Origin of the sequence: Sinomonas atrocyanea, assembly GCF_001577305.1 — a bacterium.
Lineage (GTDB): Bacteria > Actinomycetota > Actinomycetes > Actinomycetales > Micrococcaceae > Sinomonas > Sinomonas atrocyanea.
In genome coordinates, this window is the sequence record NZ_CP014518.1 from 4,299,441 (window position 1) to 4,316,126 (window position 16,686).

Annotated in this window: 12 protein-coding genes; 8 read left to right on the forward strand and 4 right to left on the reverse strand. The window is 71.6% G+C overall.

Features of this window, described 5'->3' with window-relative positions; translation table 11 throughout:
- From SA2016_RS19745 to SA2016_RS19765, 5 genes are all read left to right on the forward strand, one after another.
- Positions 1-972 (forward strand): carbohydrate ABC transporter permease, encoded by a 972-nt coding sequence (locus SA2016_RS19745; protein ID WP_141305405.1) that lies wholly within the window; start codon positions 1-3, stop codon positions 970-972.
- 2 nt (positions 973-974) lie between these two features.
- Positions 975-1,856: a carbohydrate ABC transporter permease gene (locus SA2016_RS19750; RefSeq protein ID WP_218030561.1), complete on the forward strand. Its 882-nt coding sequence runs from the start codon at positions 975-977 to the stop codon at positions 1,854-1,856.
- A gap of 13 nt (positions 1,857-1,869) precedes the next feature.
- Positions 1,870-2,916 carry a glycoside hydrolase family 130 protein gene (locus tag SA2016_RS19755; RefSeq protein WP_066501568.1) on the forward strand — a complete coding sequence of 349 codons (1,047 nt, stop codon included), beginning with the start codon at positions 1,870-1,872 and terminating at the stop codon, positions 2,914-2,916.
- Positions 2,917-2,969: 53 nt separating this feature from the next.
- On the forward strand, positions 2,970-4,043 hold the full coding sequence (locus SA2016_RS19760) for a glycoside hydrolase family 130 protein (RefSeq protein WP_066501570.1): 1,074 nt from the start codon (positions 2,970-2,972) through the stop codon (positions 4,041-4,043).
- A gap of 97 nt (positions 4,044-4,140) precedes the next feature.
- Positions 4,141-6,666 (forward strand): glycoside hydrolase family 2 protein, encoded by a 2,526-nt coding sequence (locus SA2016_RS19765; RefSeq protein WP_066501572.1) that lies wholly within the window; start codon positions 4,141-4,143, stop codon positions 6,664-6,666.
- Here SA2016_RS19765 and SA2016_RS19770 read toward each other — a convergent pair.
- Positions 6,616-7,503 carry a LysR family transcriptional regulator gene (locus SA2016_RS19770; protein ID WP_066501574.1) on the reverse strand — a complete coding sequence of 296 codons (888 nt, stop codon included), beginning with the start codon at positions 7,501-7,503 and terminating at the stop codon, positions 6,616-6,618. The two genes, SA2016_RS19765 and SA2016_RS19770, sit on opposite strands and share 51 nt — an antisense overlap.
- 155 nt (positions 7,504-7,658) lie before the next feature.
- Here SA2016_RS19770 and SA2016_RS19775 point away from each other — a divergent pair, with 155 nt between their 5' ends.
- The gene (locus SA2016_RS19775; protein ID WP_066501576.1) at positions 7,659-8,819 is read left to right on the forward strand and encodes an iron-containing alcohol dehydrogenase; all 1,161 of its coding nucleotides are present in this window, start codon (positions 7,659-7,661) and stop codon (positions 8,817-8,819) included.
- Between the two features lie 40 nt (positions 8,820-8,859).
- Positions 8,860-10,359: a CoA-acylating methylmalonate-semialdehyde dehydrogenase gene (locus tag SA2016_RS19780; protein ID WP_066501578.1), complete on the forward strand. Its 1,500-nt coding sequence runs from the start codon at positions 8,860-8,862 to the stop codon at positions 10,357-10,359.
- A 113-nt stretch (positions 10,360-10,472) separates the two neighbouring features.
- Here the strand turns inward: SA2016_RS19780 and SA2016_RS19785 are convergent, their stop codons facing one another.
- The 3 genes from SA2016_RS19785 to SA2016_RS19795 all read right to left on the reverse strand — a co-directional run bounded on the left by SA2016_RS19785 (position 10,473) and on the right by SA2016_RS19795 (position 15,355).
- Positions 10,473-13,373: an FAD-binding and (Fe-S)-binding domain-containing protein gene (locus SA2016_RS19785; protein WP_084249673.1), complete on the reverse strand. Its 2,901-nt coding sequence runs from the start codon at positions 13,371-13,373 to the stop codon at positions 10,473-10,475.
- Positions 13,374-13,545: 172 nt separating this feature from the next.
- A complete protein-coding gene (locus tag SA2016_RS19790) occupies positions 13,546-14,490 on the reverse strand; it encodes an ABC transporter substrate-binding protein (protein ID WP_066501580.1) in 945 nt (314 codons plus the stop codon).
- A 163-nt stretch (positions 14,491-14,653) separates the two neighbouring features.
- Positions 14,654-15,355 carry an ArsR/SmtB family transcription factor gene (locus tag SA2016_RS19795; RefSeq protein WP_066501583.1) on the reverse strand — a complete coding sequence of 234 codons (702 nt, stop codon included), beginning with the start codon at positions 15,353-15,355 and terminating at the stop codon, positions 14,654-14,656.
- Between the two features lie 64 nt (positions 15,356-15,419).
- On the opposite strand from SA2016_RS19795, the gene SA2016_RS19800 reads away from it, so the two are divergent.
- Positions 15,420-16,670 carry an MFS transporter gene (locus SA2016_RS19800; protein WP_066501586.1) on the forward strand — a complete coding sequence of 417 codons (1,251 nt, stop codon included), beginning with the start codon at positions 15,420-15,422 and terminating at the stop codon, positions 16,668-16,670.
- Positions 16,671-16,686 lie beyond the last annotated feature (16 nt).

The following is a 16,686-nucleotide window of genomic DNA, read 5'->3' on the forward strand; positions in this document are numbered from 1 at the left end:
ATGATGACCCACCCTCAGACGACATCCCCTGTGCCGGCGGCCGCGGAGGCGAAGCCCGCCTCCGCGGCCCGGCATGGGGGCGGACGCCCCCGGGCGAGGCTGCTCGGCCAGCACCCGCTCGGAATCCTGTTCTCCCTCCCGTACGTCGTGTACGTGATGGGCGTGCTCGCCGTCCCGTTCGGGTTCGCGGTCTACATCTCGGTCCACCAGTACTACTTCACCGCTCCCGGTGTGGACGTGGACCGGCCGTTCGTGGGACTGGACAACTACGTCAGTGTGCTCTCGGATCCGGCTGTCCAGCAGTCGTTCCTGAACATCCTGGTGTTCCTGGTGATCAACGTCCCGCTGACGGTCGGGCTCTCCCTCGTCCTCGCGACCGCCCTGAACCGGGTGCGGTGGCTGCGCACCTTCTTCAGGGTCTGCTACTACGTCCCCTACGTGACCGCGAGCGTCGCCGTCGTCGGCGTGTGGCTGTTCCTGTTCCAGCAGCACGGCCTGGTGAATTCGCTGCTGGGGCCGCTCGCGCCCGCGCCGTCCTGGCTGGTCAACTCGTGGCTCGCGATGCCCACGGTGGCGCTCTTCGTCACCTGGAAGCAGCTGGGGTTCTTCATCCTGCTCTACCTGGCCGCTCTGCAGAACATCCCGAACGAGCTCTACGAATCCGCCGCTGTGGACGGCGGGGGCAGGTGGGTCCAGTTCTGGAACGTCACCGTGCCGGGCGTGCGCTCGGCCAGCGTCCTCGTGGTCATCCTCGCCACCATCACCGGGGCCAACCTCTTCACCGAGCCGTACCTCCTCACCGCGGGCGGCGGCCCGGACGGCGCCTCCTCCTCGCCGGTGTTCCTGATGTACCAGAAGGGAATCCTGCAGGGAAACCCGGACGTCGCCGCCGCCCTCGGGGTGGTGCTCGTCGCCGGGATCCTGGTGGTCACGCTCATCCAGAAGAGGCTCGTCGGGGGGAAGGAAGAATGACCATGGACACTGACACCACCAGCACCACCGACGCGGCGCCCCGCCGCGGAACGCGCCGCCCCCTCGGCGCCGGGAGCATCATCCTGCTCGCCCTCGGGGCCCTGGCGTTCCTGTTCCCCTTCTACTACATGGTGGTCGGGTCGCTGCAGTCGAGCCCGGACACGAGCGTCGCCGGGGCCTTCCCCCATCCGGGAAACCTCACCGTGCAGAACTACGCCAGCATCAACGACTCGATCAACCTGCTCCGGGCGCTGGTGAACTCGGGGATCTTCACCGGCGGGGTGATCCTGTGCACGGTCGTCTTCGGCATCCTCGCCGGGTACGCGATGGCGCAGATGCGATTCCGGGGACGCGGGTTCGTCTTCGCCCTCATGCTCCTGGTGCAGATGATCCCGTTCCAGCTCCTGCTCATTCCCCTGTACATCATGATCGTGCGCGACTACGGCCTCGGTGACAGCTACCTCGGGATGATCCTGCCCTTCGCGATCAACTCGACCGCCGTGTTCGTCTTCCGCCAGTACTTCCTGCAGGTCCCGGCGTCCCTGTTCGAGGCCGCCCGGATCGATGGCGCCGGCGAGCTGGGCATCCTGTTCAGGATCGCACTGCCGCTGGTCCGTCCCGCGCTGGTCACAGCCGTCCTCCTGACCTTCATCGGCCCCTGGAACGAGTTCCTCTGGCCGTTCCTCGTGACCAAGGACGCCTCGATGCAGCCGCTCGCCGTGTCCCTGGCCAACTACATCTCCACCGTCGCTTCGGCCACATCGAACCCCTTCGGCGCGATCCTGGCGGGTGCCTGCGTGCTCGCCCTGCCCGCCGTGGTGCTGTTCATCGTGTTCCAGAAGCAGTTCACCGCCACCGACCTCGGCTCCAGCATCAAGGGCTGACCCGGAAGGACCCATGCACCCCCTCACCACGGCAGCGCTCCAGGACGGCCTGGCCCGCGCCCTGAGCCACACCAACGCGTCCACCGACGCCCTCTCCACTGACCAGTTCTCCGCCGACTGGGACGACCGCCCCGACTGGGCGATCGGGCCCTTCCGGAAGGACGAGGACCTCACCTTCAGGCCCCAGGGCCAATGGCCGGACCCGACGGGCATCGGCTGGACCAGCGCCTCGATCTTCAATCCGAGCCTGATCGAGCGCGACGGCGTGCTCCACCTCTTCTACCGCGCCTCACCCCGGAAGGAGAGCCTCGAGAGCCGCATCGGCACCGCGGTCCACACTCCGGGCCACGGATGGGCCGAAGGGCAGAACCCGGTCGTCTACCCGACGCTGGACAACGAACTGCTCGGCGTGGAGGACCCCAAGGTCTACTCGGCCGAGGGGCGCTACTACCTCTTCTACAACGGGATCTGGCCACTGGCCGGGACCAGCGAGGCGGAGGCCTACCCCTCCCCGGGATGGCCCCTCGGAGACGTGGGCTGCGACATCAACCTCGCCGTCTCCGACGACCTCGTGCACTGGGAGAAACGCGGACGGATCGTTCCCCACGAGGTCTCCCACCTCTGGGCCAAGGGCGCCGTGATCCCGACCGACGGCACCGGCGAGGCGGTGAAGATCGGGGGCGAATACCTGATGTTCCTCTCGGAGGGGTGCGACGGCAGGGCCGTCGTCGGCCGGTCGAGGGACATGGAGCACTGGGACTTCGCCGAGCAGCCGTATCTGGATATCTCCGCCCTCGGCTCCCTCCACGAAGTCGCCTGCGCAGTGGCCACCGGAGGCAACCTCGTCCTGGACTTCTTCTACGGCGACCACGACGGAAACTTCGCGGCAGCCCAGGCGCTCTACTCGCTCGAGGACCCCTTCACCCAGATCGCCCTCCACCGCGGAGGCTCGCTCGCCTGGGGCGGCCTGATCCGCTACGGCGACCGGTGGACCTTCGCTCAAGGATGGGACGCCCCCGCAGGCCAGCGGGAACTGTACCTCTACCGCTCAGAGAACTGACCACGCTTCTCCCCGACCGCCTCCCCGTACCGAGACTCCTGGAGCACCACGCCATGACCACCACCCAGTTCCCCTATGCCCTCACCCGCGCCGGCGTCATCATGTCCCCCGAGCCCGACAACGAGCTCGAGGCCGAGGGCGTCCTCAACCCGGCCACCGTCCGCGGCGCGGACGGCACCCTGTACCTGCTCCCCCGCCTGGTCGCCGCAGCGAACGTGTCCCGCATCGGCCTGGCCGAGATCAAGGTTGCCGACGGCGTTCCCGTCGACGTGGCGCGCGAGGGCGTCGTCCTTGCCCCGGACCGTTCCTGGGAGCACGGCGCGCAGAACGCGGGCGTCGAGGACCCCCGCGTCACCTTCATCCCCGAGCTCGGGCTGAACGTGATGACCTACGTCGCGTACGGGCCCCTCGGCCCCCGCACCGCCCTCGCCGTCTCCCACGATGAGCGCTCCTGGCGCCGGCTTGGCCCGGTCTCCTTCGAGTACGACGACAGCCTCGACGTCGATCTGGGCCTCTACCCGAACAAGGACGCCGTCTTCTTCCCCGAGGTTGTCCGCGATCCCGACGGGGTGCCCAGCTTCGCCGTCCTGCACCGGCCCTCGTGGGACCTGCAGGACGTCCGTCCCGGCGAGGTGGCCATGCCCCCGGCAGGACTGCCGGATGAGCGGCCGAGCATCTGGATCAGCTTCATCCCCGTCGAGGAGGTCCAGAAGGACATCAGGGCACTCGCACGCTGGCGCGGGCACCGGGTCGTCGCATCGCCCGAGGCGCCGTTCGAGCAGACCAAGATCGGAAGCGGGCCCGCGCCCATCCGGGTCGAGGAAGGCTGGCTGCTGCTCCACCACGGCGTCGTCGGCGAGCTCGTCCCCGGCGTCGCCCAGCAGAAGAACGTCAACTACGCGGCCGGCGCGATGATCCTCGACTCCGAGCAGCCGTGGCGCGTCACGGCGCGCACGGACGCCCCGCTGCTCTCCGCCGACACCGACGACGAACGCGAGGGGATCGTGCCGAACGTCGTCTTCCCCACCGCGATCGAAGAAGTCGACGGCGCCCTGTTCGTCTTCTACGGCATGGCCGACTCCAAGATCGGCGTCGCCCGCCTTGAACACAGCGTCTCCCGCCGCTGACCCCCCCGAAGACGTCGGACCGGCCCGTACCCCCCCTCGGGCCGGTCCGACCCCTCCATGCCCGCCCGGGACCGCCCGGCCAACCCCGGAGCCTCGAATGCAACGCACCGCCATCTCCCACGGTTGGGCCCTCTCCCACACCGCGGGCCCCCGCTCCTCGTCCGTGGGCAGCCTCAGGGACATCCCCGCCACCGTTCCGGGCACCGTGCACACCGACCTTCTGGCAGCCGGAATCATCGAGGACCCCTACCTCGACGGCAACGAGGCCCTGCAGGCGTGGATAGCCCAGTCCGACTGGCGCTACACGACGTCGTTCGAGTGGGAACCCGGGGACGAGCGGAGCGAGCTCGTCTTCGAGGGCCTGGACACCGTGGCCGCCGTCGCCCTCAACGGACACCCCGTCCTCCACGCGGAGAACATGCATCGCACCCACAGGGTCGATGCCACGGCGCACCTCGTGCCTGGCACCAATCACCTCGCGGTCGAGTTCTCCTCCGCCATCAGAGAGGCCGACCGGCGCTCCCTCGACCTCGGCTCCCGCCCCCACGCCAACCACCATCCGTACAACGCCCTGCGGAAGATGGCATGCAGCTTCGGCTGGGACTGGGGCATCGACACCGCCACGGCAGGGATCTGGAAGCCCGTATACCTGGAGCAGTGGTCCACCGCGCGCCTCGCCTCGGTCCGGCCGGTCGCCACCGTGGACGGCGCCGACGGGGTGGTGGACATCCATCTCGAGCTCGCCCGGGCCTCCGGAGAGGGGCCCCTCGTGGCCACGGCAGCCATCGGCGGCGCCACCGCCCGCACCGTCCTCTCCCCCGGCACATCCTCGGCCGTCCTCTCCGTCCGCCTGCCGTCCGTCAACCTGTGGTGGCCCCGGGGCTACGGCGACCAGGCACTCTACCGGCTCGACGTGGAGATCGGCCCCGCGGACGGCCGCACCGCGGTTGCCCTGGACTCCTGGAGCCGGGACATCGGCTTCCGCACCGTGGACCTGGCCATGCCCGAGGACGGCGGGGGCACCGGCTTCGGCCTCGAGGTCAACGGCCGGCCCGTGTTCGTCAAGGGTGCCAACTGGATCCCGGACGACGCCTTCCCGCACCGCGTGGACCGCGCCCGCTACGCCCGGCGCATCGGCCAGGCCGCCGCAGCCGGCCTGAATCTACTGCGCGTGTGGGGCGGGGGGATCTACGAGTCCGAGGACTTCTACTCTCTGTGCGACGAGCACGGCATCCTCACCTGGCAGGACTTCCTCCTGGCCTGCGCCGCCTACTCCGAGGAGGAACCGCTCCGCTCGGAGATCGAGGCGGAGGCGCGCGAGGCCGTCGCCCGGCTCGCCGTGCACCCCTCGCTGGCCGTCCTCAATGGGAACAACGAGAACCTCTGGGGCTACACGGACTGGGACTGGCAGGCCCTCCTCGAGGGCCGGTCCTGGGGCAGGGACTACTACTGCACCGTCCTGCCCGGCATCGCGGCCGAACTTGCCCCGCACGTGGTCTACACACCGGGCTCGCCCTTCACGCCCGCCGCCTCTGGCTTCGACCCCCAGACGGACCCCAACGATCCGTCCAGGGGGACCATGCACATCTGGGACCTCTGGAACCAGAAGGACTACCTCCACTACCGCGACTACCGGCCCCGCTTCGTCGCCGAATTCGGTTGGCAGGGCCCCCCGGCCTGGTCCACGCTCACCCGCGCGCTCAGCGACGACCCGCTCACCCCCGAGTCCCCCGGGATGCTCTCGCATCAGAAGGCCGCAGACGGGAACACCAAGCTCGTCCGCGGGCTCGTGCCCCACCTGCCCCTCCCCCATGAGATGCACGACTGGCACTGGGCGATGCAGCTGAACCAGGCCAACGCCGTCAGGACCGGCATCGAATGGTTCCGGTCCCTCGCACCGCACTGCACGGGATCGATCGTCTGGCAGCTCAACGACTGCTGGCCGGTCACCTCGTGGGCCGCGATCGACGGCAACGGCCACCCGAAGCCGCTCTATGCCGCCCTCCGGGCGGCGAATGCGGACAGGCTCCTGACCATCCAGCCAACGGACCCCGCATCGACCCGATCACCGCTCGAGGCGGACGCCGTCAACGACACGGACCAGGCCTGGGAGGGCGAGCTCCGGATCGAACGCCGCACGCTCTCGGGCCGGGTCCTCAGCGATGTGGCCGTGGGTCTGCGTGTTCCGCCCAGATCGGTCGTCAGAACGCCGCTCCCGGAGGACCTCAGCCTGCCGGAGGACCCCGCCTCGGAGATGCTGGTCGCCGTCCTGGCCGGAACCCGAACGTTCTGGCACTTCGCCGAATACCGCGGCCAGGCCCTCGACGCAGCCGAGTTCCTGGCCGAGGCGGAACCGTGCGACGGCGGGATCCTGCTCCGGATCACTGCCCGCACCCTCCTGCGTGACGTCACGGTCCTCGCGGACAAGCTCGACGCGGACGCCACCGTCGACCCGGCACTCGTGACGCTCCTGCCCGCAGAATCCGCTGAATTCCGGATCAGGACCGCGCTGCCGCTCACCCTCTCCGAGCTGAGCGACCGCCGCGTCCTCCGAAGCGCCAACCAGCTCGTCTCACACGGCGCGGAGGTACCTGTGCCCGCGGACGAGCTCGACCAGGGCTGACTCGGCGGCCTTGGTCCGGGCGAGCCGTTGGTGCTCGGAGGGCACTGCTATCCAGTAGGTGCGCTGGATGGTGGTGCCCTCGATGATGCGCACCAGCCGCTGGTCCCCTGCCGCCACGAAGTCCGGCAGGACGGCGACCCCGAGACCGGCGATGGCGGCCATCCACTGGCCCGTGACGTTGTTGGTCTGCACGGCCGGCCGCACTCCCGGCAGCGTCTCGTCGAGGAACCGCAGGGCCGGGATGTCGAGCAGGGCATCGACGTACCCGATCATCGGATGGCTGGCCAGGTCGGCGAGGTCGGTGGGCCATCCGCGCCGGCTGAGGTAGTCGGGGCTCGCGTAGAAGCTGAGCCCGTAGGTCGCCAGGGGCCTCGACCGGACGCCTCTGGTCGTCGGCTCCTCCAGCGCTATGCCGATGTCGAACTCGCGCGTGGCGAGCAGGCTCAGGCGCGTCTCGGTGACCACCTCGACCGTCAGATCGGGGTAGTCGGCCCGGAGGGGACCGAGCCCGGGCGAGAGCACGAAGGCGCCGAAGCCGTCAGGGGCGGCGATGCGCAGCGTGCCCGAGAGCCGGCCGCGGGCCGAACCGAGCTCCTCGGCCGCCGCAAGGAGCGCTGACTCGATGGCCTCGGCATGAACGAGGAGGCCCTGCCCTGCCTCAGTGAGTTCCCACCCTCCCGGGGTGCGGTCGAACAGGCGGGTGCCGGCAGCCCTCTCGAGCTGGCTCACTCTCCTGCCCACCGTGGTGTGCTCGACCCCCAGCGCCCTGGCGGCCGCCACAAGCCTCTTGGTCCGCACCACTTCCAGGAAGAAACGGAGATCGTCTGCTTGGATCACGCAGCAACCCTACGGCGATGTGTGCATTTGCGCACACGGCTGGGCCGAAATCACCCTTGCCCTCGCCACCGGCTGCACAGAGACTGAAGGCATTCCCCGGTGCCGCGGATCCGCCTGCCGGGAGGTCCAGCCCACTACTGCCGGGAGGCACCGCGATGACGTTCCAGATTTCCCTGCCCCGCCTGATGACCGTGGGCGCCGGCGCGGTCCGCGAGCTGGGGAGCACCGTGCGGGACCTCGGGGCGTCCCGGCCCCTGGTGGTGACCGACCCCTTCATGAAGGACTCCGGAACGGTCGACGCCGCCCTGGCCTCCCTGCGCGATGCGGGGCTGGCCACCGGCCTGTACGCCGAGTGCGTCCCCGACCCCACCACGGACTCCCTGAAGGCCGGCCTCGCCGCGGTTGAGGAGCACCGGGCGGACCTCCTCGTCGGCTTCGGCGGCGGCAGCTCCATCGACACGGCCAAGGCGCTCGGGTTCCTCTCCCAGAACCCCGGCCCGATGCGGGACTACAAGGCGCCCCGGATCAACACCGGCCCCGCCCTGCCCGTCGTCGCCGTCCCGACCACCGCGGGCACCGGCTCCGAGGCCACCCAGTTCACGATCATCAGCGACTCCGAGACGGACGAGAAGATGCTCTGCACGGGCCCGTCGTTCCTGCCGGTCGCAGCGGTGGTGGACTACGAGCTCACGCTGTCCATGCCGGCCCGGCTCAGCGCGGACACCGGCGTGGACGCCCTCACCCACGCGATCGAGGCCTACGTGAGCCGCCGCGCCAACCCCTTCTCGGACGGCTTCGCGCTCTCCGCCATGGCTGCGATCGGCGCGAATCTCCGCGAGGTCTACAAGGACGGCTCGAACCAGGCGGCCCGCGAGGCGATGATGCTCGCCGCCACCCAGGCCGGCATCGCGTTCTCCAACTCGAGCGTGGCCCTCGTGCACGGCATGAGCCGGCCCATCGGCGCGCACTTCCACATCGCCCACGGGCTCGCCAACGCGATGCTCTTCCCGGCCGTCACCGAGTTCTCGGTCTCCGGCGCCGAGGCCCGCTACGCGGACTGCGCGCGGGCCCTCGCCGTCGCGGGAGAGGAGGACGACGACGCCACCGCGGCCCAGGCCCTCGTCGACGAGCTCAAGGCCCTGGCCCGCGACCTCGCGGTGCCCACGCCCGCCTCCCGCGGGATCAGCCGCGAGGACTGGGACCGCGCCGTCCCGGTCATGGCCGAGCAGGCCCTCGCGTCCGGCTCGCCCGGGAACAACCCGGTGGTCCCCACCGCCGAGGAGATCGAGCACCTCTACGCGGCCATCTACGGCTGAACCCCCCAGTCCCTTCCACGTCACATCAGGAGCACATGAGATGACTGTCAAGACCATTCCGCATTTCCTCAACGGCGAGGAGACCCAGGGCGTCGGCGAGCGGACGCAGCCGGTGTTCAACCCGGCCACCGGCGAGCAGACGGGCGAGCTGCGCCTCGCCGACGCGGCCGACCTCGAGGCCGCGGTCGCGAACGCCCGCAAGGCCGCCGAGTCCTGGGGGGAGGTCTCCCTGTCCCGGCGGACCGCGGTGCTGTTCCGCTTCCGCGAGCTGGTCGCCGCCCACGTGGAGGACCTCGCGGCCCTGGTCACGGCCGAGCACGGGAAGGTGATCTCCGACGCCAAGGGCGAGATCGGCCGGGGCCTGGAGGTCATCGAGTTCGCCTGCGGCATCCCGCAGCTGCTCAAGGGCGCCTACTCCGACCAGGCCTCCACCGGCATCGACGTCTTCTCCTACCGCCAGCCCGTCGGCGTCGTCGCCGGGATCACCCCGTTCAACTTCCCCGTCATGGTCCCGCTGTGGATGGCCCCGGTCGCGATCGCCACCGGCAACGCCTTCATCCTCAAGCCGAGCGAGCGGGACCCCTCCGCCTCCCTGCTGCTCGCGCGGCTGTGGACCGAGGCCGGCCTGCCGGACGGGGTCTTCCAGGTCCTGCACGGCGGGAAGGAGACCGTCGACGGGCTCCTGACCCACCCCGACGTCGACGCGATCTCCTTCGTGGGCTCGACCCCGATCGCGAAGTACGTCCACGAGACCGCGACCGCGCACGGCAAGCGCGTCCAGGCCCTGGGCGGGGCGAAGAACCACGCGATCATCCTCCCGGACGCGGACATGGACAACGCCGCCGACCACCTCGCCGCCGCCGCGTTCGGCTCCGCCGGGGAGCGGTGCATGGCCATCTCCGTCGCCGTGGCCGTCGGGGAGGCCGCCGACGCCCTCGTGGGCAAGGTCGCCGACCGCGCCCAGGCCGTCAAGGTCGCCGAGGGCACCGAGCCGGACGCGGAGATGGGCCCGATCATCACCGCCGCCTCCAGGGACCGGATGGCCTCCATCGTCACCGCCGCGGCCGACGCCGGCGCCGCCCTGGTCGTGGACGGGCGGGAGTTCACCGTCCCCGGCAAGGAGGGCGGGAACTGGTTCGGGCCCACCGTGCTCGACCAGGTCGGCACGGACATGGAGGCCTACACCGAGGAGATCTTCGGCCCGGTCCTGTCCGTGGTCCGGGTCGAGACGGTCGAGGAGGCCATCGAGCTGATCAACGCCAACCCCTACGGCAACGGCACCGCGATCTTCACCTCCTCCGGCTCCAACGCCCGCAAGTTCCACCGCGGCGTGCACGTGGGCATGATCGGGGTCAACGTCCCCATCCCCGTCCCGGTCGCCTACCACTCCTTCGGCGGCTGGAAGAACTCCCTCTTCGGCGACAAGCACATCTACGGCGAAGAAGGCGTCGCCTTCTACACCCGCGCCAAAGTCATCACCCAGCGCTGGCCCGAACCCACCCACGCCTCCGGCGCCACCTACAACTTCCCCTCCAACTAGACCCCAGCCCCTTCCGTCTGAAAGTCACCTCCTGAAGGGCAACGTCCTGACAATGACCTTCAGGAGGTGACTCCCAGACGGGGATAACGGGGAGACGGGGAGACCGAGCGGCTCTACGGCGTCGTCTTGGACTGAGCCGCGCCCCGGCGGAGCGCCTCGGCGAGCACCTGGACGAGGTGGCGCCCCTCGAGCCCGGCGAGGTCGGCCACCTGGGTGCGGCACGAGAACCCGTCGGCCAGGATCGCGCGGTCGGGTGAGGCCTCCGCCCGCGCGAGGATGCCGCCACGGGCAATCTGCTCGGAGACCTCGTAGTGGCCCGCCTCCATGCCGAAGTTCCCGGCGAGCCCGCAGCACCCGGCCGAGACCTCGACGTCGCACCCCATCGCCTCGAGCAGCGCCCGGTCGGCGCCGTAGCCCATCACCGAGTAGTGGTGGCAGTGCGGCTGGACGAGCAGCCTCTCCGCCAAGCGCGGCGGCTCCCAGCCGATCCCGGTCAGGAACTCGGCCACGGTCTTCACGGACCGCGCCACCTCGGCGGCGCGCGGGTCGCGCGGGAGGAGCTCCGTGAGGTCCGAGCGCAGCGTCGCGGTGCAGCTCGGCTCGAGCCCCACCACGGTCCGGCCCGCCTGGACGTGGGGGGCGAGCTCGTCCAGCGTCCGGTGCAGGCGCACCTTCGCCGCGTCGAGCTGGCCCGTGGAGATGTAGGTGAGGCCGCAGCACGCCTTCCCGGCCGAGACCTCGACGTCGCATCCCGCGGCCTCGAGCACGGCGATCGCGTCCCGGGGGATCTGTGGGTCGAGGCCGTCGGAGAACGTGTCCACCCACAGGAGCACCTTCGGCGCTCCGGGGGCCGCGGCCGCCGCTCCCGTCGCCTCCGCCGGCGCACGACGCCGCCCGCGCGCCTCCCAGCGGAAGGGCGCCCTGGGCAGGCGCGGCAGGGAGCGGCGCGGGTCCGCGCCCATGAGCGTGAGCGCCGCGGCGCGCAGCGGGGGGACCCGCGCGCCCAGGTTCGCGAGCGGTGCGAACGGGGCGGTGAGCCGGAGCCACTGGGGAAGCCGGCCGAGGGTGTAGTGGCTCAGGGGCCGCAGGCGCCGGCGGTACGTCTGGTACAGCGTCTCGGACTTGTACCGGGCCATGTCGATGCCCGTGGGGCAGTCGCTCGCGCACGCCTTGCAGCTCAGGCACAGGTCCAGCGCCTCGTGCACCTCCGGCGAGCGCCAGCCCTCCCGCACCAGGCTCCCGTTGAGCATCTCCTGCAGCGCCCGCGCCCGCCCGCGGGTCGAGTCCTTCTCCTCGCGCGTGGCGATGAAGGAGGGGCACATGAACGCGCCCGCGTCCCGCGCGTCGGCGCGGCACTTCCCCACGCCCACGCAGCGGTGCACAGCGGAGGTGACGCTCCCGCCGTCGTCCGCGAAGGCGAAGCCGGACCCCACCCGCAGCTCGATCGCCTGGGGCCGCCGGAGGTCGGCGTCGACCTTCGAGGGCCGCACCACGATGCCCGGGTTCATCAGGTCGTGCGGATCGAACAGGCCCTTGAACTCGGCCATCGCCGCGAGCGCTTCGGCGCTGTACATCTCGCCGAGGAGCTCGGAGCGGGCGCGGCCGTCGCCGTGCTCGCCGGAGAGGGACCCGCCGTGCGCTGCCACGAGCTCGGCCGCGCGCTCGAGGAAACGGCGGAGGACCGCGCCGTCGTGCTCGAGGGGGAAGTCGAGGCGGAGGTGCACGCAGCCGTCGCCGAAGTGGCCGTAGGCCATGCCGCCCACGCCCTCGCTGTCCATGAGCCCGGCGAGGCCGCGGAGGTAGTCCCCCAGGTATTCGGGCGGGACCGCCGAGTCCTCCCAGCCGCCCCACGCCTGCCGGCCGTCCTGGGTGCGGCCGGCGTGCCCCGAGGCGTCCTCGCGGATGCGCCAGAGCCTACTCGCCTCCTCGCCCGCTGGGAGCACCTGGACCGCGTCGGTCGCCGCGGCATCGGCGAGGCGGCGCGCGGCGTCGGCGGCCGCGTCGGCCGTCTCCCCGGGCACCTCGGCGATGAGGAGGCAGCCGCCCTCGGGGAAGTCGGGCACGCTGCCGGGGCCCTTGGCGCGCCGGACCGCGTCGAGCAGCCCGGTATCGAGGGCCTCGAGCGCGAGGGGACGGAAGCGCAGGAGGTTCGGCACGTCGTCGGCCGCGGCGGCGAGGCCCGGATAGCCGAGCACCGCGAGCGCGGGCGCCTCCGCGCGCGGCACGAGCCGGAGCGTGGCCTCGAGGAGCACCCCGCAGGTGCCCTCGGTGCCCACGAGCGCGGCGGCGAGGTTGGCGCCGTTCTCCGGCAGGAGATGCTCGAGCGAGTAGCCGGAGACCTGGCGGCGGAACCGGCCGAACTCCGTGCGCAGCAGCGCGCGCCACCGGTCGACGAGCGCGGCGAGGCCCGGGACGGCGCCGAGTGCCTCCGCGCCGGAGCCCACCGTGAGCACCTCCCCCGCCGGGGTGAGCCACGTCAGCGAGAGCACGTTGTCCGCGGTCCTGCCGTAGGACATGGCGTGGGCCCCGCACGCGTTGTTGCCGATCATCCCGCCGAGCGTGCAGCGGGTGCCGCTCGCCGGGTCGGGGCCGAAGCGCAGCCCATGCGGGGCGCACGCGTCCTGGAGGTCCTTGAGGACCACGCCGGGCTCGACCACCGCCGTCCCCGCCTCCGGATCGAGGCTCACGATCCGGTTCAGGTACCGGGATGTGTCGATGACCAGGCCGGGCCCTATGGAGTTGCCGGCCATCGAGGTGCCGCCGCCGCGCATCGTGACCGGCACGCCGTGCCGGCGGGCGGCGGCCACCGCCTCGATGACGTCCTCGCGGCTGCGCGGCAGCACGACGACGTCCGGCGCGACGCGGTAGTTCGCCGCGTCCGAGGTGTAGAGCGCCCGGGTCAGGGAGGAGTCGTCCACGTCGCCGCGGAGGCTGCCGCGCAGCTCCTCGACGAGGCCGCGGAGGCCCCTAGGGGCGTGGGTGCTGCTGCGGGGACGCTGCGTGGTCGACGTCATGGTCCAGTCCTACCCCGGATCGGGCGCGGTCAACGGCGGCGGCCACCCTCGCTCGGATTCGAGGTGCCGTCCTGCCCACGTAGCCCCTCACCCCGGGCGGCGCGCCGCGGGACGGCACGCCGCAGTCACGCCGTGCAGGCGCCTGAAAGTGGGCAGGAACGCACGCGCTGCCTCAGCCGGCGAGCCCCTTCTCCTTGAGCCACGCGTCCGCGGCGGCCTTGGGGTCCTGCTTGGCGCTGCCCGAGACCTCGTCGTTGAGCTTGACGAGGTCCGCGGTGGTGAGCGCGGCCTGGACCTTGTTCAGCACGCCCTTCGCCTTGTCCGTGATCCTGTCGGTGCGCACGAGCGGGACCACCTGCTGGGCGGCGAAGTTGTTCTGCGGGTCCTCGAGGGTCACGAGGTGGTTCTGCGAGATGAGCGGCGAGGTCGTGAACACGTCCGCAGCCTGGATCTGGTTGTCCTGGAGCGCCTTGATGGTCACGGGGCCACCGCCGTCGCTGAGCGGGACGAACTGCTTGGGCGTGCAGCCGTACTTGGCCTTGAGCCCGGGCAGCCCCTGCGGGCGGTCCTTCGCCTCGGGCGGCATGCCGAGGGAGATCTGGTCGCAGACCTTCCCGAGGTCGGCGAGCGTCTTGAGGCTGTACTTGTCCGCGGTGGCCTGGGTGACCACGATCGAGTCCTTGTCCTCGGCGTTGGCCGGGTCCAGCACCGCGAGGCCCTTCGGCGTGGCCGCGGGGAGCGCCTTCATGACGTCCGCGGCGCTGACGGCGGTGGCGTTCTTGTCGAAGTAGCGCAGGAGGTTGCCCGAGTAGTCCGGCACGGCGTCGATCGAGCCGTCCTGGAGCGCCTTGACGTAGACCTCGCGGGAGCCGATCCCCGTCTTCGTGGTCGCCTGCACGCCGGCGCCGTTGAGCGCCCCGGCGTAGATGTCCGCGAGGATCTCGCTCTCGGTGAAGTTGGCCGAGCCCACCACGATCGCCCCGCCCGCGCTGGCCTGGCCCGAGGCCGGCGCCGTGGAGAGCGGATTCGACGCGCCGCCGCACGCGCACAGGGCGAGTGCGACGACGGGGACGGCCACGAGGGCGGCCTTGCGGGCCAGGCGTCGGTAGATGGTCACGGTCGGGTTCCTCCTGCGATCGGTGCGGTGACGTGCCGTGATCCCGGACCGGTGCTCGCACCCGGGTCGAAGGCCATCATCCCCTGTCATTCGGAGCAGGCTGAGGAACGGATGGCCACGGGCGCGGCGCGGCAGCGGCGCAGCCGGCCCCTCAAGGCCAGCCCTACGCGGCGGCCCCGGACTCGACGGCCAGTCCGGCGAGCCGCCACTCGAGCATCCCGTCCTCGAGGCGGCGCGCGGCCACGCCGCGGGCGCGGAGGAGGTCCACAGCGTCGTAGGCCATGACGCAGTAGGCGCCGCGGCAGTAGGCCACAACCTCCGAGTCGGCCGGCAGCTCGGCCAGGCGCGCCTCGAGCTCGTCGAGGGGAATCGAGACGGCGCCGGGGAGGTGCCCAGCCGCGAACTCCTCAGCGGGCCGGACGTCCAGGACGGTCAGGGTACCGGCCGCCGCCCGCTCGGCGAGCTCCTCCCGCGTGAGCCCTTCCTCGGAGGCCCGCTCCCCCGCGAGGCGGAGGTAGGCGACCCGGCGCGGCTCGACGTCGGCCACGCGCTCCTGCGCGACACCCCGGAGCAGGGCGTACAGGCGCAGGACGTCGGGGCCCGCCACCGTGTAGAAGATGCGCGTGCGCGAGCGGCGGGTGGCGACGAGCCCGGCCTGCCGCAGCGTCTGCAGGTGGGCGGATGCCGTGGACAGGCCCAGTCCCGCGGCCTCGGCGAGGGCCTCGACGCTCCGCTCCCCCTGGGTGAGGAGGTCGAGCAGCTCGAGCCGCTTGCCGTTCGCGAGGGCCTTGCCCACGCGCGCGAACTCCTCGAAGAGCGCCGCCTTGTCCTCGCGCCGCGCAGCCGCCGACGACCCCTCAGCCATCCATTCCTCCAAAGATCCGTGTAATACTGGATCAAATCCTATTCCATGTTTCTTTGGAGAACCAGTGAAGACCACCGCTCCCCCGGTCCTCGGGCTGCGGCACAACCTCGCCCAGTTCATCCTCCTGGTCGCCGTCAACGCCCTCGTGGGCGGGACGCTGGGGCAGGAGCGCACCGTCCTGCCCCTGCTGGCCACGCGCGAGTTCCACCTCGACCTCTACACGAGCGCCCTGACGTACATCCTGGCGTTCGGGGTGTCCAAGGCCGCGATGAACTACTTCGCCGGCACCCTCTCGGACCGGTTGGGGCGCAAGCCCGTGCTCGTGGCCGGCTGGCTCGTGGCGATCCCCGTGCCGCTCATGCTCATCGTCGGGCCCCAGTGGGGCTGGATTGTGGCCGCGAACGTGCTCCTCGGCATCAGCCAGGGCCTGACCTGGTCCACCACCGTGGTCATGAAGATGGACCTCGTGGGCCCGCGGCAGCGCGGCCTCGCGATGGGGTTCAACGAGGCGGCGGGCTACCTCGGGGTCGCCGTGACCGCCCTCGCCACCGGCTGGATCGCCGCGCAGTACGGCCTGCGGCCGGGACCGTTCCTGCTCGGCGCCGCCTACATCGCGCTCGGGCTGGGCCTGTCCGTCCTGACGGTGCGGGAGACGCACCACCACGCGAGGCTAGAGGCGGCCCAGCACGTCTCGGCCCGGGCCACGGCCCACGGCGGCCTCACCACGGGCGAGGTCTTCCGGCTCACGAGCTTCACCGACCGCTCGCTCTCCTCCGTGAGCCAGGCCGGGATGGTGAACAACCTCAACGACGGCCTCGCGTGGGGCCTCTTCCCGGTCCTGTTCGCCTCCGCGGGGCTGAGCCTGGGCCAGATCGGCGTCCTCGCCGCCGTCTACCCGGCGGTGTGGGGCGCGGGCCAGCTCGTGACCGGGGCGGCCTCGGACAGGTATGGGCGCAAGTGGCTCATCGCCGGCGGCATGGTGGTGCAGGCGGTGGCCCTGGGGATGGTCGCGGCGGGCCACGGCTTCGGGATCTGGCTCGCCGCCGCGGTCCTGCTCGGGGCCGGCACCGCGATGGTGTACCCGACGCTGCTCGCGGCGATCGGCGACGTCGCGCACCCCGCCTGGCGCGCCCGCTCCGTGGGCATCTACCGCCTCTGGCGCGACGGCGGCTTCGCCGTGGGCGCGCTCCTCTCCGGCGTCCTCGCGGACCTCTACGGGCTGCCGACGGCGATCGCGGCCGTCGCCGTCCTCACCGCCCTCTCCGGGGTGGTCGTCGCGGTGCGCATGCGCGGCACCGACCACGCGGCGGCGTAGCGCGCCCCTGCAGAAG

Coding starts and splice junctions, on each gene's coding strand:
- SA2016_RS19745 (WP_141305405.1), top strand. CDS start 1: ATGATGACCCACCCTCAGACGACATCCCCTGTGCCGGCGGCCGCGGAG.
- SA2016_RS19750 (WP_218030561.1), top strand. CDS start 975: ATGGACACTGACACCACCAGCACCACCGACGCGGCGCCCCGCCGCGGA.
- SA2016_RS19755 (WP_066501568.1), top strand. CDS start 1,870: ATGCACCCCCTCACCACGGCAGCGCTCCAGGACGGCCTGGCCCGCGCC.
- SA2016_RS19760 (WP_066501570.1), top strand. CDS start 2,970: ATGACCACCACCCAGTTCCCCTATGCCCTCACCCGCGCCGGCGTCATC.
- SA2016_RS19765 (WP_066501572.1), top strand. CDS start 4,141: ATGCAACGCACCGCCATCTCCCACGGTTGGGCCCTCTCCCACACCGCG.
- SA2016_RS19775 (WP_066501576.1), top strand. CDS start 7,659: ATGACGTTCCAGATTTCCCTGCCCCGCCTGATGACCGTGGGCGCCGGC.
- SA2016_RS19780 (WP_066501578.1), top strand. CDS start 8,860: ATGACTGTCAAGACCATTCCGCATTTCCTCAACGGCGAGGAGACCCAG.
- SA2016_RS19785 (WP_084249673.1), bottom strand. CDS start 13,373: ATGACGTCGACCACGCAGCGTCCCCGCAGCAGCACCCACGCCCCTAGG.
- SA2016_RS19795 (WP_066501583.1), bottom strand. CDS start 15,355: ATGGCTGAGGGGTCGTCGGCGGCTGCGCGGCGCGAGGACAAGGCGGCG.